16 protein-coding genes are annotated in these 15,755 nt (G+C 50.9%); 1 reads left to right on the forward strand and 15 read right to left on the reverse strand.

Going from position 1 to position 15,755, the window contains the following annotated elements; all coding sequences use genetic code 11:
* Nucleotides 1-477: 477 nt before the first annotated feature.
* The 5 genes from L1278_RS06440 to L1278_RS06460 all read right to left on the reverse strand — a co-directional run bounded on the left by L1278_RS06440 (nt 478) and on the right by L1278_RS06460 (nt 6,161).
* Nucleotides 478-1,869: an NADH-quinone oxidoreductase subunit N gene (locus L1278_RS06440; RefSeq protein ID WP_253402089.1), complete on the reverse strand. Its 1,392-nt coding sequence runs from the start codon at nt 1,867-1,869 to the stop codon at nt 478-480.
* Between the two features lie 28 nt (nt 1,870-1,897).
* A complete protein-coding gene (locus L1278_RS06445) occupies nt 1,898-3,358 on the reverse strand; it encodes a NuoM family protein (protein ID WP_253402091.1) in 1,461 nt (486 codons plus the stop codon).
* 12 nt (nt 3,359-3,370) lie between these two features.
* On the reverse strand, nt 3,371-5,332 hold the full coding sequence (gene nuoL / locus L1278_RS06450) for an NADH-quinone oxidoreductase subunit L (protein ID WP_253402093.1): 1,962 nt from the start codon (nt 5,330-5,332) through the stop codon (nt 3,371-3,373).
* 46 nt (nt 5,333-5,378) lie between these two features.
* Complete coding sequence (gene nuoK, locus L1278_RS06455) at nt 5,379-5,708, reverse strand: NADH-quinone oxidoreductase subunit NuoK (protein WP_253402095.1); 330 nt, start codon at nt 5,706-5,708, stop codon at nt 5,379-5,381.
* 252 nt (nt 5,709-5,960) lie between these two features.
* Nucleotides 5,961-6,161 (reverse strand): hypothetical protein, encoded by a 201-nt coding sequence (locus L1278_RS06460; RefSeq protein WP_253402097.1) that lies wholly within the window; start codon nt 6,159-6,161, stop codon nt 5,961-5,963.
* Between L1278_RS06460 and L1278_RS06465 the strand changes: the two genes are divergently transcribed.
* Nucleotides 6,148-7,086 carry a hypothetical protein gene (locus L1278_RS06465; RefSeq protein WP_253402099.1) on the forward strand — a complete coding sequence of 313 codons (939 nt, stop codon included), beginning with the start codon at nt 6,148-6,150 and terminating at the stop codon, nt 7,084-7,086. The two genes, L1278_RS06460 and L1278_RS06465, sit on opposite strands and share 14 nt — an antisense overlap.
* 448 nt (nt 7,087-7,534) lie before the next feature.
* On the opposite strand, the gene L1278_RS06470 is transcribed toward L1278_RS06465, so the two are convergent.
* From L1278_RS06470 to L1278_RS06515, 10 genes are all read right to left on the reverse strand, one after another.
* Nucleotides 7,535-8,053 (reverse strand): NADH-quinone oxidoreductase subunit J, encoded by a 519-nt coding sequence (locus L1278_RS06470; RefSeq protein ID WP_253402101.1) that lies wholly within the window; start codon nt 8,051-8,053, stop codon nt 7,535-7,537.
* Nucleotides 8,054-8,057: 4 nt separating this feature from the next.
* Nucleotides 8,058-8,567 (reverse strand): NADH-quinone oxidoreductase subunit I, encoded by a 510-nt coding sequence (locus L1278_RS06475; protein WP_253402103.1) that lies wholly within the window; start codon nt 8,565-8,567, stop codon nt 8,058-8,060.
* Nucleotides 8,568-8,640: 73 nt separating this feature from the next.
* Nucleotides 8,641-9,702, reverse strand: a complete 1,062-nt coding sequence (gene nuoH, locus L1278_RS06480; RefSeq protein WP_253402105.1) for an NADH-quinone oxidoreductase subunit NuoH — start codon at nt 9,700-9,702, stop codon at nt 8,641-8,643.
* A 3-nt stretch (nt 9,703-9,705) separates the two neighbouring features.
* Entirely contained in the window at nt 9,706-10,686 is a 981-nt protein-coding gene (locus tag L1278_RS06485; protein WP_253402107.1) for a 2Fe-2S iron-sulfur cluster-binding protein, read from the reverse strand.
* Nucleotides 10,687-10,745: 59 nt separating this feature from the next.
* Nucleotides 10,746-12,092, reverse strand: a complete 1,347-nt coding sequence (gene nuoF / locus L1278_RS06490; RefSeq protein ID WP_253402109.1) for an NADH-quinone oxidoreductase subunit NuoF — start codon at nt 12,090-12,092, stop codon at nt 10,746-10,748.
* A 63-nt stretch (nt 12,093-12,155) separates the two neighbouring features.
* Nucleotides 12,156-12,689: an NADH-quinone oxidoreductase subunit NuoE gene (gene nuoE / locus L1278_RS06495; protein ID WP_253402111.1), complete on the reverse strand. Its 534-nt coding sequence runs from the start codon at nt 12,687-12,689 to the stop codon at nt 12,156-12,158.
* A gap of 55 nt (nt 12,690-12,744) precedes the next feature.
* A complete protein-coding gene (gene nuoD / locus L1278_RS06500; RefSeq protein ID WP_253402113.1) occupies nt 12,745-13,995 on the reverse strand; it encodes an NADH dehydrogenase (quinone) subunit D in 1,251 nt (416 codons plus the stop codon).
* 15 nt (nt 13,996-14,010) lie between these two features.
* Nucleotides 14,011-14,517, reverse strand: coding sequence for an NADH-quinone oxidoreductase subunit C (locus L1278_RS06505; protein WP_253402115.1), 507 nt, complete (start codon nt 14,515-14,517; stop codon nt 14,011-14,013).
* Nucleotides 14,518-14,522: 5 nt separating this feature from the next.
* Nucleotides 14,523-15,077, reverse strand: a complete 555-nt coding sequence (locus tag L1278_RS06510) for an NADH-quinone oxidoreductase subunit B (RefSeq protein ID WP_116545117.1) — start codon at nt 15,075-15,077, stop codon at nt 14,523-14,525.
* An 80-nt stretch (nt 15,078-15,157) separates the two neighbouring features.
* Nucleotides 15,158-15,532, reverse strand: a complete 375-nt coding sequence (locus L1278_RS06515) for an NADH-quinone oxidoreductase subunit A (RefSeq protein WP_253402116.1) — start codon at nt 15,530-15,532, stop codon at nt 15,158-15,160.
* Nucleotides 15,533-15,755: the final 223 nt, after the last annotated feature.

The following is a 15,755-nucleotide window of genomic DNA, read 5'->3' on the forward strand; positions in this document are numbered from 1 at the left end:
TCCCCATGCCCCCCTTCGAAGGGGGACTTTTTGGCTTCTGCTTTCCATTGTGTCATCCTGAAGGGATCTTGGTAGAAGGGAGGTCAGGCAGTTGCTATAACATAACCCTGCCCCTCTCAAGAGGGGATTGTCAGCAGCTGCCATTTTAATGGTAGAAGCGTTGTAGAAATAACCACTGGCAGGTATAGCAAGACTAACTTGCCCCTGCAGCTATGAAACAGATCACTCTGGCCCGGTGCACCTTTTGACACTCCACTGTCCGAGCGTTCAGCGAGTTTGGAGGGTCTTGATTTTTTTGCTTACTTTTTTCATCAAGGAAGAAAGTGAGGCCCGCCCGGCCAGGGCAAGCTATAAAACAACATAGGTTCCTTTACCTGCAGCAGCCAGCAGCTACGGCAGCAAGGTATAGGTAGGTATAGGTATAAAAAAAGCAGCTGCCCTTCCCAGAGCAGCCGCTTCCATATCATCAGCTATACCTTACAACACACCACTTAACAAAGCAGGCGCTATACCTAGCAGAATCGTCAGGGCAGAGATGATAATCAGCATAACATTGATAAAGCTGGTGCTCTGGATTGGCGTATGATCTTCCGCAACCGGGTGCAGGTACATAGCGATTACCACGCGGAAATAGTAGTAGATACCCACAGCAGCCAGAATCACAGCTACTACAATCAGCCACATCATATCAGGATTTTCGATCAGGGCAGAGAAAACGAAGAACTTACCGAAGAAGCCAGCTGTGAGTGGTATACCTCCCAGAGACATCATGGCGACTGTTACCGCGAAGGCCATCAGTGGATTGGTTTTACCCAGACCGTTGAAAGCTTCATAGTTCTCGCTGCCACGCTGTTTCGCTACGAGGTGCAGCACACCAAAAGCGGCGATAGAAGCAGTGGAGTAGGCGAACGAGTAGAATAGGATAGCAGAAGTAGAGAAATTGTTAAAGGCAAGCAGCGTCATCAGCAGGTAGCCCGCGTGTGAGATACTGGAGTAAGCGAGCATACGCTTCATGCTTTGCTGTACTACCGCACCTACGTTACCGATCAGGAGCGACAGCACGATAATGGCTACCAGTGTTGGCATCCAGCCTGGGTAGGAAGCAGAGAAAGCGGCGTCCATCAGCTTGTAGAAAGCTGCTACACCAGCCGTTTTTACAACGGTTGACATATAGGCCGTCCATACCGTTGGCGTACCTTCGTACACATCAGGCGTCCAGAAGTGGAAAGGAGCGGCGGAAATTTTGAAAGAGATACCGATGATGATGATCAGCACACCCAGCATGAACATCACGTTGTTCGCACCGCCCGTGCCCATGGCTTCCGCTGATCCGGCAATTTCTGAAATGTTGAAGGTACCCGTCGCGCCGTATACCATTACAATACCGAACAGCATAACGCCCGTGAAGAAAGAGCCCATCAGGAAGTACTTCAGAGCAGCTTCCGCGGAGCGCATACTTCTCTTGTCACTACCGGCCAGCACGTACATCGCAATCGAGAGAATCTCTATACCTATGAACAGCATCAGCATGTTGTTGTAGCTCACCATCATGATGGCGCCTACTAGCGAGAACAGAATCAGGGCGTAAAGCTCACCGATATTTTCATCGTTGCGGGTTATGTAATGCTGCGTGAATGGGAGGATCAGGAGCGTTGAAAGTACCATGATTCCTGTGAAAGCCACCGCGTAATTGTCGATGGTAATCATGTTATCGAAGTAGCTCTTAGTATCGTTCCAGTCGAGTAGATTGATGCCGAACACGATCGCCAAAAACAGCAGCGACAGCGGCAACAGGATTCGTTTAGATTTCAGGAAACCTACGAAAAGGTTGATAATCCCAAATCCAGATAGAAGTATAATCGAAATCATGTCGTTTATTATCGTTTCTTTTTGCGGACTATCTATTGATAATGCTCAGCAGCTGTCCAACCGCAGGCTCTGAAATGCTCAGGAAAGTGTTCGGGAACAAACCAATCCAGAAGACCATGATCACCAAAGGAATCAAAACAGCTTTCTCGTGGAAGGTCAGGTCAGCGAAGCCCTCAGTAGCCTCTGACTTTGTGCCGAACATCACGCCCTGGAACATACGCAGCATGTATACCGCTGCCAGAATAATGGTCAGGCCAGCTACAGCGCCGAAGTAGTAGTTGTACTGGAACACGCTCGACAGCAACAGGAACTCCCCGATGAAGCCGTTAGTCAATGGCAGTGCCACAGAACCCATCAACAGAATCAGGAACATGATCGAAAGTGCTGGCGTGGTCTGGGTGATGCCGCCCAGGCTGGCAATCTCTCGTGTGTTCGTTCTGCGGAAGATGATGTCGATGATGAAGAACAGGCCTACCACGTTGATACCATGGCTCAGCATTTGAATCACACCGCCCTGCAAGCCTTGCTCGTTCAGGGTGAAGATACCCGCCGAAATCAGGCCCACGTGCGCGATTGATGAGTAAGCGATCAGGCGCTTGAGATCGTGCTGGCGAATGGCAATGATAGAACCGTAAATGATACCGATGATAGACAGTACCAGCACCGTGTCAGCCCACTCGCTCACGCCAAGTGGCACAACAGGCAGTAACCAGCGGAGCACACCATAGATACCCATTTTCAGCATGATACCGGCCAGCAACATCGTTGCCTGTGTAGGAGACTCGGTATACGTGTCCGGCTGCCAGGTATGGAATGGGAAAACCGGCATTTTGATGGCGAAAGCGAGGAACAGGAACCAGAAAATCCAGCTCTGCGTCGCGCTGTCCAGCGTTAGTTGGTAGAACGCGTTCACATTAGAAGAGTGCGCCGCCAGCTCTGTGCCAGCCGTCTGGAAGTACAGGTATACGAAAGCGGCCAGCATGAAGAGCGAACCGAAAATCGTGTATACAAAGAACTTGAACGTAACCGGAATTCTGCGTGCGCCGCCCCAGATGGCTGCAATGAAGTAAATTGGAATCAAGGCCACTTCCCAGAAGAAGTAGAACAGGAAAGCGTCCATCGCCACAAATACGCCAGTCAGCCCCGTCTGCATAAACAGTACCAGCGCATAGAACACGTGCGGGTTCTTGTAGTCGTGCTTGAAAGAGGAAAGGACGATCAACGGCACCAGGAAGGCAGTCAGGAGCACCATCAGGAGGCTGATGCCGTCCATGCCAATGCTGAAGCCTATACCTGCGCGCTCCACCCACGGTATATCGAGGGCGAATTGTGTGGTGGCATCCGGAACAAAGTTTACGGTTGCAAACAGGGCAATGGCAAACTCAACTAGCGTTGCTATAAAAGCCACTTTCTTGGCACCTTCGCCTTTTATAAGCAGCACCAGCAGTGCAGCTAGGGCAGGCCAGAAAAGTAATAGAGCTGTAATCATCTTCTTAGAACCTTAACCGATAAAGAAGTTTAAAAATAGAATCAGAACGATGCTGGCCACCATCACAAACACATAGAAGCCAGTTACGCCACTCTGTGTCAGGCGCAGCACGCGGCCGCTTACCATCACAAGTTTGCCGAAGCCATTTACAATACCGTCTACCACTACCACGTCCACGAAGCGGTGCAGGGCAGTAGACAGCGCCATGACAGGGCGCACAAACACAGTGTCGTAAATTTCGTCGATGTAGTATTTGTTGTAGATCAGGTTGTGGATAGGAGACAGGCCCGTTCCTTCCGGAGCCGGCACTGTTTCTTTCTTCACATACATGATGTAGGCAATGATAATCGCGATAACTGCCACTGCTACCGAAACTGCCATCAGGATGTATTCTGTAGCATGATCAATGTGCGGCGCTTCCATGGCGGCACCGTTAGCACGGCGTGCCAGGTCATAAATAGGAGCCAGGAAATTACCTAAGGTATGCGTGTCGCTGAACACGGCCGGCAGACCAATGAAACCACCTATAGTGGAAAGTATGGCCAGTACAATCAGCGGAATGGTCATGGACGAAGGCGACTCGTGCAGGTGCGAACGCTGCGCTTCTGTGCCACGGAACTTGCCGAAGAACGTCAGGAACAGAAGGCGGAACATGTAGAAAGCCGTCATGAACGAAGCTAACAGGCCTCCAACCCACATGAGCTTGTTGTGCTCAAACACATGCGCCAGCAATTCGTCTTTCGAGAAGAAACCAGCAAATGGCGGTATACCTGAAATAGCGAGTGTACCGATCAGGAATGTGATGAACGTGATCGGCAACCATTTGCGCAGGCCACCCATATTACGGATATCCTGTTCGTTGCTCACGGCGTGAATCACAGAACCAGCACCCAGGAACAGCAATGCTTTGAAGAAAGCGTGTGTGAGTACGTGGAAGATAGAAGAAGAAAAGGCCATCACACCCAGCGCCAGGAACATAAAGCCCAACTGCGAAACGGTAGAGTAAGCCAGCACTTTCTTGATGTCATTCTGTGCCAAGCCAATGGTAGCGGCCACCAGGGCAGTTATCAGACCAATGATGGCGATAAACTCCATGGTAGTCGGGGCTAGCACATACAGCACGTTCGAACGAATCACCATGTAGATACCTGCCGTCACCATGGTAGCGGCGTGAATCAGAGCAGAAACCGGCGTAGGACCCGCCATCGCATCCGGAAGCCACGTAAAGAGCGGCAACTGTGCACTTTTACCCATCGCGCCTACAAATAGCAGCATCGTAATGGCAATCATCACACCGCTGTCAGTCAGGCCCGACATCTGCGAAGCAGACAGGAACACCTCCGGGAAGCTCACACTACCGAAAGTGATGAAGATCAGGAAAATAGCCAACAGGAAGCCCAGGTCACCGATACGGTTCATGATGAAGGCCTTCTTGGCGGCATTGTTGTAGTTGTGGTTCTTGTTCCAGAAGCCGATCAGCAGGTATGAGCAAAGACCAACGCCTTCCCAGCCCACGAACATCATCACATAGTTAGATCCCATCACGAGTACCAACATCGAGAACATGAACAGGTTAAGGTAGGCGAAGAACTTGCCGTAACCTTCGTCGTGGCTCATGTAACCGGCCGAGTACACGTGAATCAGGAAACCTATACCTGTCACCATCAGCAACATCAGCAGCGTAAGCTGGTCAATCATGAACGAGAAACCAATCTCGAGGCTGCCTACTGTGAACCAGTTGTAGAGGTCGACGATGTAAGGGCGGCTGCCGTTGGAAGTGAAGTCGATGAACAGGTATACCGAGATCAGGAACGAGGCCAGCACCGTGCCAGAGCCCAGCAGACCTACAAGGGCCTTGGGCAATTTGCGGTTGCCAAGTCCGTTAATCAGAAAGCCGATGAACGGCAGGAGCGGAACAAGCAAACACAGCAGCGCCATTTCCTGGTTGTTGAAGGGCATTACTACTTCTTGCATTTAGCGTATGATTTAGTTAAGCTATTCAGATTAATTAGGTGTGCGGCTACCACTTCAGGTAGTTCATCAGTTGCACATCCGTCGAGCGGATATTGCGGTAAATCATCACGATGATGGCCAGACCAACCGTTACTTCTGCCGCTGCCACTGCCATAATGAAGAACACAAAGATCTGTCCGTTCGGGTCAGAGCGGTAAGACGACAGCGCGACCATCAGGATGTTCACAGCGTTGAGCATCAACTCCACACACATGAAAATGACAATAGCGTTTCGTCTGGTAAGAACCCCGATCACACCAATGGCGAACAGGGCCGTGCTGAAGTAGAGGTAAAATTCTAGCGGGATGGTTCTGATTACATCAGGCATTTGGTTCATCGTCTGAGTGGCTGAACGTATTACTGGTAAATTACAATTCTGGAATCAAGTCGCAAAGTTATCCCCATTTTTGTAAAATCCATAACATATTTCTAATCTTCTTAGGTGGATTTCGTCAAATGTAGTCTTCCCGAAAGATTTATATTTTTAAAGCCGTCTGGTGCCTGGTGTTATGGCTTGTTCTATACCTTGCGCAGGCTTTTGCGTAGGTATAAATTCACTGGCTAAATTGGTTTTTGTAAACTTGTATGGCTATGGATGGATGCTCTTCATGCGTTCGTTCTCAATAAAGCCACCGCTGCTATACCTTATTTTGTGTTCAATTTCTATGAATCGATATTTTGGTTTCTTATACCTCGCCTTGCTGTCTTTGCCGTTGCTCTCCTGCCAGCAGCCTTCCGCTCTCTTAAGCAGCGAGTCCGCTTTACCTGAACGCACTATGAAAGCTAACATTACACAAACTTTGCACTATGACAACGTGCCTTCTGCCTCGGGCCTCGAGATGTTGGGCGACCACTACTATGTTGTCGGAGATGATTCGCCCTACCTGTACCGCCTGGATAAAGACTTTCGGCTGGAAACGCAGGAGGCTATTTTTGACACGACGGGTTTTGGCAGTGGCCGGATTGCCAAAGATGAAAAAGTGGACCTGGAAGGTATAACGCTTCTGCAGCACCAGGGCAAGCCATACCTGTTGATGATGGGTTCGGGTTCCGCGCCCGCCCGCCGCAAAGCCTACCTCTACAACATTTGCGGCGATGACATCTGCCGGGAAGGAGCGGGGGTGCACAGCGCCAGAACAATCGATCTTGACAAACTCTATCAACAACTCGAGCAAGAAGCCGATACGCTGGGCGGAAGTTTACTCAACATTGAAGGTGTAGCGGCAGGGCATGGCAAGCTATACCTGCTGCAGCGCGCCATTGGCACGGGCCAGAACGTGCTGATTTCTTACCGCCTGTCGGAGTTTATACCTTTTCTGTTGGGAGAAGCCGGAACGCAACTGCCACAATCCGAGATCAGTTACTTCCGCCTTCCGGGCCTCAAAAATATGCAGGCTGGTTTCTCAGGCGCCTATGTCTATGACGACAAGTTGTTTTTCACCGCTTCCCTGGAAGACACCAACGACGCCTACGCGGACGGCGAAGTGCTCGGCAGTTACATCGGCTACATCCCGTTCACGTGGGTCGGCAAGCAAGACACGCTACAGATTCCCACAACCCCTATTCTGCAAGCCGATGGCACTCCCTATACCGGCAAAGCGGAATCCATGGTGGTGCAGAAGCGGGAAGGAAAGGGCAGGTATAGGTTGGTGGTAGTGTCGGATGATGATAGGGGCGGATCGGAGTTGTTGGAGGTGATGTTGAGTGTGGAGTAGTTTCTTGCTCTGGTAACTTTAATATCAGTTTATTACTTATACCTAGTGTAACTACTGCTGTAGGTATAGCAACTTATTCATTCTATAGCTTCGCCTGTGCGGCGGGCCCTCACTTTTTGTCTTGACACAAATCGAGGGCCCCTTCCCCCAAAGTAAGCAAAAAAGTCAAGACCCTCCAAACTCGCTGAACGCTCGAACAGTGGAGTGTCGTTTGGTGGATCTAGCTGAGGTGATCTGTTTCATAGTCCATGGGGCAAGTTACTCTTGCTATACCTGCCAAGGCTATGTGACGGTAACTACAGCGCCACATACTTATAAATCGGCAATGGCAGAAACTCCCCCTTTGAAGGGGGCAGGGGGATGTTAATCGTTCAAGATAATCCTAAAAATAGAAAAGCCAGCACTTCTCAGCGCTGGCTTTTTATATACTTGATTAGGTATACCTCAATTAGAAGTTCTGTTCTCCTGTCTCCCGCTTACCAATCATCACGGCACCTACCATAGATACCAAAAACAGCACGGCTACTAACTGGAACGGCAGCATGTATTTTGTGAAGAGCACTTTGCCCAGGTTTTCCACCATACCTACCTGCGAATTGTACGTCGCAGGGTCCGGGTGACCGAGCGTCACATCTTTCAGTGCAGCTACTACAACTGTGAACAGCAAACCGCCCGCCACTGTACCTGCTATTTTGGCCAGTACATTTCGTTTAATGGTTCCTTCTACATTTTTACCAGTGTTGATGAACATCAGTACGAACAGGAAGAGTACCATGATGGCACCTGCATAAACGATAATGTTCACTGCTGCCAGAAACTGGGCATTCAGCAGGATGTAGTGTGCTGAAATGGTAAAGAATGTTAGAATCAGGAAAATAACGCTGTACACGGGGTTCTTTGAAATCACAACCATGATGGCGCAAAGCAGCGTCAGCGAAGCAAAGAAGAAAAACAGACTTTCTGTCATCAGATTATTTGGTTTCAGTGGTTTTTAACGGTTCTACCAGACGGTCTTTGCCGTAAATAAATTCTTCGCGCTCGTAACGGGCTGGCGCAAGTTTGTCGTCCTGCAGGAAGATCGCCGCTTTTGGGCAAGCCTCTTCGCAAAGTCCGCAGAAAATGCAGCGCAACATGTTTACCTCGTAGGTCACTGCGTACTTTTCCTCGCGGTACAGGTGCTCTTCGCCTTTCTTACGCTCCCCAGCTGTCATCGTAATGGCTTCGGCAGGGCAGGCCACGGCGCAAAGACCACAGGCCGTGCAGCGCTCAGCACCGTTTTCGTCGCGCTTCAGTACGTGCAAACCGCGCCATACGTCGCTACGCTGACGTGTTTCCTCCGGGTAGTTTATCGTTGCTTTCTTCTTGAAGAAGTGCTTTATCGTAATGCCCAAACCCTGCGCGATTGCAGGCAGGTACATGCGCTCAGAGAGGGTCATCTCCTTCTGCGCTACGTTCTTACTTCTATTTGATAATAGTTCCATTGTATCTCGATTATGATTGCTGACTATACCGTCTGTCTATAACAGCGCCTGGCACGGCAGCATTCAAATGTCGTTATCCGTTTGTAAAATATTCGTAGAGTAGAATGCCACCGCCCGTAAGCAGTATATTCAGAATTGCCAGCGGGATCAGGATGTTCCAGCCCAGCTTCATCAACTGGTCGTAGCGGAAACGCGGCAATGTCCAGCGCACCCACATGAAGAAGAAGATGAAAGCAAAGATCTTCGCAAACATCACCGCAACACCTATGATCGTCACTACGTTGTTGCCCAGCACAGGATCATCAAACGCATTGCGCAGGTTCTCCATGAACGGGAAGTTATACGCACCGAAGTACAGCGTGGACATCACAGCAGATACTACAAAGATGTTGATATACTCCGCAAACAGGTACATACCCAGTTTCATGGAGCTGTACTCCGTGTGGTAACCGCCTATCAGTTCGGCCTCCGATTCTGGTAAGTCGAATGGTGTTCTGTTCGTCTCAGCAAAGGCGCAGATCAGGAAAATCAGGAAGCCCAGCGGCTGGTACCAAATATTCCAGTTAAAGCCGGTTTGCTGTTCTGCAATTACTTTTAGCGAAAGAGAGCCGCTCAGCATCAGCACCGCAATCAGCGACAGACCCATGGCCAGTTCGTAGGAAATGTTCTGCGACGCGGCACGGATAGCACCCAGCAACGAGAACTTGTTGTTTGAAGCCCAGCCACCAATCATCAGGCCGTACACACCCAGCGACACCACACCAAAAATGTAGAGTATACCGATGTTCACGTCAATGGCAATCAGGTCAAACGATGTCTCGCCTAAAATTAGCGTGTCACCGAACGGAATTACCGCACTTGACATAGCTGCCACCAGCATCGCTATACCTGGGCCAAGGATAAAGAGCATTTTGTTCGCTTTGGCAGGTATAAATTCTTCTTTGAAGAACAGTTTACCCGCATCGGCCAGCGGCTGCAGCAAACCCATCGGACCTGCTCTGTTCGGGCCCACACGGTCCTGAATGAAAGCGGCGATTTTACGCTCAAAGTAAGTCGAGTAGGTCGCAATCAGTAACGAAATACCGAAAATGACCAGAATGTAGATGCCTTTGTATATCAGAAGTACAGAATCCATGCTTTATTCCGTTGGCATTTTTTTAACAGTAGATTTAGGCAGGTTCGGTACAATCGGCACATTTACCACTGGCAGTTCGTAGTGGTTAGCCGAAATAACAGAACCCCTGTCGATGTTGCGCGGGCCTTCGATGGTCCAGTCGCTCACCTCTTTTTTGTCGAAACGGCAGGTGTTGCAGATGAACTCCTCCACCTCGGCGTATTCGTCCTTGCGGGCCGTTACGCGCAGCACCTGATCGCCACGAGACCACAGGGTTACTTTACCGCTGCAGGTAGGGCAGTCGCGGTGTGCGTTCAATGGTTTTGTGAACCACACACGGTTTTTAAAGCGCCATGTCTTGTCTGTCAGAGCTCCCACCGGGCACACATCAATTACGTTACCGGAGAAATCGTTGTCGATCACATTCTCGATGTAAGTACCGATCTCAGCAGCGTCGCCACGTCCTAGCACGCCATGCACGCGCTTGTCTGTGATCTGGTCGGCAGTATACACACAGCGGTAGCACAGGATGCAACGCGTCATGTGCAGCTGAATGTAAGGGCCCAGGTCTACTTTATCGAAAGTACGACGCGGCTCCTCGTACCGTGTCGCGCTCACACCGTGCTCGTAAGATAAGTTCTGCAAATCGCACTCACCAGCCTGGTCGCAAATAGGGCAATCCAGCGGGTGGTTGATCAGCAGCATCTCTACTATACCTTTGCGGGCATTCAGTACGTCTTCGTTGGTTGTGTTTTCCACCACCATACCATCCTGAACCGGCGTGATGCATGAAGCAACCAGTTTCGGCATAGGGCGCGGGTCGCGTGCAGAACCCTGTGTTACCTTTACCAGGCACACGCGGCACTTACCGCCGCTGCCTTTCAGCGGGGTATAAAAACACATAGCAGGAGGCACTACATCACCACCGATCTTACGGGCGGCCTGCAGGATGGTAGTTCCATCTTCAACCTCTACCTCGATGCCGTCAAATGTTATTTTAGCCATCTTAATTTTATTCAAAGCTCGCCAACTAAGGTATAGCGGGCAGTTATTTTAACTTTAAATTATACAGTAGCTGCTGCTAACTGTTCTCTGTACACCGCGCCAGGAGCTATTGCTTCTTGCGGGTGCTTGATGTGCCACTCGAACTCCTCACGGAAGTGACGAATCGCGCTGGCTACTGGCCAGGCTGCCGCGTCACCCAATGGGCAAATAGTGTTACCTTCAATCTGCTTGGCTACGCTTACTAACAGGTCAATGTCCTGCTGATGGCCGTGGCCATGCTCGATTCGGTGCAACACACGCTCCATCCAGCCTGTACCTTCACGGCAGGGGCTGCACTGTCCGCATGACTCGTGGTGATAGAATCGGGCATAGTTCCACGTGTTACGCACAATGCACTGGTCCTCGTCGAATACAATAAAGGCACCCGAACCCAGCATAGAGCCGCTCACAAAACCACCATCCGACAGTGATTCGTACGTCATCAGGCGATCTTCGCCAGCAGCTGTTTTCAGGATTAGCTCTTTTGGCAGAATCGGCACAGAAGAACCACCCGGTACCACGGCCTTCAGTTCTTTGCCTTTCCAGATACCACCGCAGTACTCGTCAGAGTAGATGAATTCTTCTACCGGAACGCCCAGGTCGATCTCGTAAACGCCCGGACGGTTGATGTTACCGCTGGCAGATATCAGTTTGGTACCCGTGCTACGGCCCACGCCTATTTTGGCGTACTCCGCACCGGTGTTGTTCACGATCCAGGGCACAGAAGCGATGGTCTCCACGTTGTTTACCACCGTTGGCGACTGGAACAGACCTTTCACCGCTGGGAATGGCGGCTTGTTGCGCGGATTGCCACGCTTGCCTTCCAGTGATTCTAACAAAGCTGTTTCCTCACCACAGATATAAGCACCACCACCTGGCGCCACATGCAGGTCCAGGTCATAGCCTGAGCCCAGAATGTTCTTGCCAAGCAAACCGGCTGCGTAAGCTTCCGCGATCGCTTTCTCCAGAATGCGGAGAATGAACATCATTTCCCCACGAATGTAGATATAGGATGTGTTCGCACCCAGCGCGTAGCTCGAGGTGATCATACCTTCAACCAGCGCGTGCGGGTTTTTCTCCATAAACACGCGGTCCTTGAAAGTGCCCGGCTCGGACTCGTCGGCGTTGCACACCAGGTAACGCGGAATACCTTCCGGCTTAGCCAAAAAGCTCCACTTCATACCGGCCGGGAAGCCAGCGCCACCACGACCGCGCAGGCCCGATGTCTTCACTTCTTCCACCACCTCGTCCGGAGTCATCGTTTTGATGGCTTTCTCTACCGAGCGGTAGCCACCATGCTTGCGATACACCTCCAGGGTTTCGATACCCGGTACGTTAATATGTTCGGTTAATATCTTGATTCCCATTGTTACAGGATATATAGCTCGGCAGTCGCTGTGTTAAGGCAAGCTGCCAGGTTTATCAATGAATTATTTCGCCCACTCAGGCGTTTCCACCTCTTTGTTGCGCATCATCTCCAGGAATTGGTCAACCGCTTCTTCGCTGTTGATATTCTCGTAGTAGGTTTCGCGCACCTGCAGCATCGGGCCTGTACCGCACGAAGCAAGGCATTCCACTGGCTTCAGGGTAAACATACCGTCAGCCGTTGTTTCGCCTTCTTCAATGTTGAGCTTCTGCTTGAGCGTGTCGATCATCTGGTCGGCACCACGCAGGCAGCAAGGTCCCGTGCGGCATACCTCGAGCACGTGCTTGCCAACAGGCTTCAGGTTGAACATGGTATAGAAGGTAGCCACCTCGTATACCTCAATTGGCTGTATGTTCAGGATTTCGGCAATCGCGTCCATCGCTTCAGGGCTCACCCAGCCGTTGTTTTCCGCCTGTGCAACGTGCAGGGCAGGTAACAGGGCAGACTTCTGGCGTCCTTCCGGGTAATGGCTGATATAGCGCTGAATCTCAGCAAGGGCCTTATCAGAAAACTTAAATGCGTTTATAGTCTCTGCCATCTTTGTAAATGTCACCGACCAGGAGCCGGTGTTAGATGATATATAAAATACTGTATTATGCGTCGAGTTCGCCGGCAATCACGTTCAGGCTACTCAGCGTCAGGATAGCGTCGGCCAGCTGACCGCCTACGATCATTTCGGTGTAAGCCTGGTAGTAAATGAAGCAAGGTCTTCTGAAGTGCAGACGGTACGGTGTGCGGCCGCCGTCGCTTACCAGGTAGAAACCAAGCTCGCCGTTGCCGCCTTCCACGCTGTGGTACACCTCGCCTTTCGGCGCGTCGATCTCACCCATCACAATTTTGAAGTGATAGATCAGCGCTTCCATGCTGGTGTATACCTCCTGCTTTGGAGGCAGGTAGTAGTGCGGTGCGTCGGCGTGGTAAGAACCTTCCGGCAGATTTTTGTAAGCCTGCTCGATGATCTTCAAACTCTGCCATACCTCTTCGTTGCGCACCAGGTAGCGGTCATAGGTATCGCCTTTGGCACCAACCGGAATTTCGAACTCGAAATCGCCGTAGGAAGAGTAAGGGTTCATCACGCGCACGTCGTAGTCCACACCGGTTGCACGCAGGTTAGGTCCTGTGAAGCCGTAGCTCAGGGCGCGCTCTGCCGTAATGGCACCCACACCTACCGTACGGTCGATGAAGATCCGGTTACGGGTCAGCATTTTCTCAAACTCGGCCCATACCTTCGGGAAGCGCTTCAGGAACTCACCGATCAGGTGCAAAGCTTTAGGAGAAAGGTCGCGCTCCATACCGCCAATTCGACCCATGTTGGTCGTCAGGCGGGCGCCGCATACCTCTTCGTAGATATCGTAAATGTGCTCGCGTTCCTGCATCACGTACAGGAAGCCGGTGAAGGCGCCGGAGTCCACACCCAGGATCGAGTTACAGATCAGGTGGTCGGAAATACGGGCCAGCTCCATCATGATCACGCGGATGTACTGCGCACGCTTCGGTATTTCTATACCCAAAAGCTTCTCTACCGTCATGTGGTACCCCATGTTGTTGATAGGGGACGAGCAGTAGTTCATGCGGTCGGTGAGCGGTGTGATCTGGTAGAACGGTCTGCGCTCGGCTATCTTCTCGAAAGCACGGTGAATGTACCCGATTGTCGGCACGGCGTCCATGATCACCTCCCCATCCATTTGCAGGATGTTCTGGAAGATACCGTGGGTGGCCGGGTGCGTCGGACCCAGGTTCAGGGTCGTCAGGTTCTCGTTCTTCTTGTCCTGCAGTTTCAGGTCGCGGTTGTCGCGGAATTCCTGTAACTGATCAGTATCAGCTGTTTTATTATCAGTAGCCATAGTGGTTTATCTGGCTTAGCGTCCGAAATAAGTATCGATTTTATCTTCCCTTGTCTGGTCTTCCAGCGGATACTGCTTGAGCATCGGGTGGTACTCCATCTCCTCGATGTTGAGGATGCGGATCAGGTTCGGGTGACCGGTAAAGATGAAACCGTAAAAGTCATAGGCCTCACGCTCCATCCAGTTGGCAGCCGCGTAGATGTTGGTCAGCGTCGGCAATACCGGGTCTTCTGCAGGCACAAACACCTTGATGCGCAGCCGGTAGTTGTGACGCAGGCTATGCAACTGGTACATCATGCACAACTCCCTGCCTTTGTGGTCAGGGAAGTGTATACCTGCCATGGTCGTCAGGAACTGCACCTGCAGGTCTTTGTCGTCATACAGGTACTGGATAAGCGCAATGATGTTCTCACGCGTGGTGGTGAGCGTCATGATTCCGTCCGGATCGTAGGCATCGAAGATGTTTTCTTCCCCAAACTGGGCTATCAGTTTACCGAGTACGTTTTCGTTCGTAAGCTCCATGCTGCTTATTTAATGTTGTAAGAGGCCAAAAGTGCCTGATATTCAGGTGAGTTGCGGCGGCGCAGCGATTCGTTCTTAGCCAGATCCTGCACACGCATCAGGCCGTCCAGAATCTGCTCCGGTCTTGGCGGGCAGCCCGGCACGTACACGTCAACCGGCACCACGCGGTCTATACCTTGCAGCACCGAGTAGGAGTCAAAAATACCGCCTGAGGTAGCGCAAGCACCCACGGCCACCACCCAGCGTGGCTCTGCCATCTGCTCGTATACCTGCTTCACAACAGGCCCCATCTTCTTGGCAATGGTACCCATTACCAACAGGATGTCGGCCTGACGTGGCGAAAAGCTTGGACGCTCCGAACCGAAGCGGGAGATATCGTAGGTGGCACCCATGGTCGCCATGAACTCAATACCGCAGCACGAAGTGGCAAAAGGCAATGGCCAAAGCGAGTTCGCACGGGCCAGACCAATCACTTTCTCAAAGGAAGTAGCAAAGAAACCAGCACCGCTGTGGCCTTCTGGTGCCTCTGCCATGTTTATATCTTTATTTAAATCGCTCATGTCTTCTAAATTCTAGGTTTTAATCTGCGTTTACCCTTGCAAAAACACCGTTTGCCCTATTAAAGTTTAATGGCGCCGAACTACTTGAGAATCCCTTTTTTGATTTCGTAGAAGAAGCCAGTTAGGATAACGCCCAGGAACAGCATCATCGGCAGGAAGCCTTCCAGACCGAATTCGCGGAAGTTCACTGCCCAAGGGTACATGAAGATAATTTCAATATCGAACAGCACGAACAGGATGGCCGTGAGGAAGTACTTGTAAGAGATCGGCGTACGCGCATCGCCCACCGACTCCACGCCGCTTTCCCAGGGATTGTCCTTTACCTCACTCTTTCGCTTAGGACCCAGTAAATGGGTCACTACTAATGCAAAAACGACAAAGCCGATCGCTGCCGCAAATTGTATCAAAATAGGGAGGTAGTCCGACGGTAGATACTGAGTACCAGTAGTTTCCATATTGCTGTTATGCTTCATTGAAATTTGGGAGCAAAATTAGGTATAAATAGCCAACAATCAAAAGACTATATCCAATGTAAATAGCGTTTAAAATTGTTCTAAAGTATTATCAGCCGGTATGAATGCAATTCCTGTGTTTTGTGCCATTTGTAAAGCTTATGACGCTCAAAATTGAATCGTTCGGTGAGAGGGCCTCAGGTATAGCAGGGTGTGTGTTTAAACA

It is taken from the genome of Pontibacter sp. HSC-36F09 (assembly GCF_024171605.1).
GTDB lineage: Bacteria > Bacteroidota > Bacteroidia > Cytophagales > Hymenobacteraceae > Pontibacter.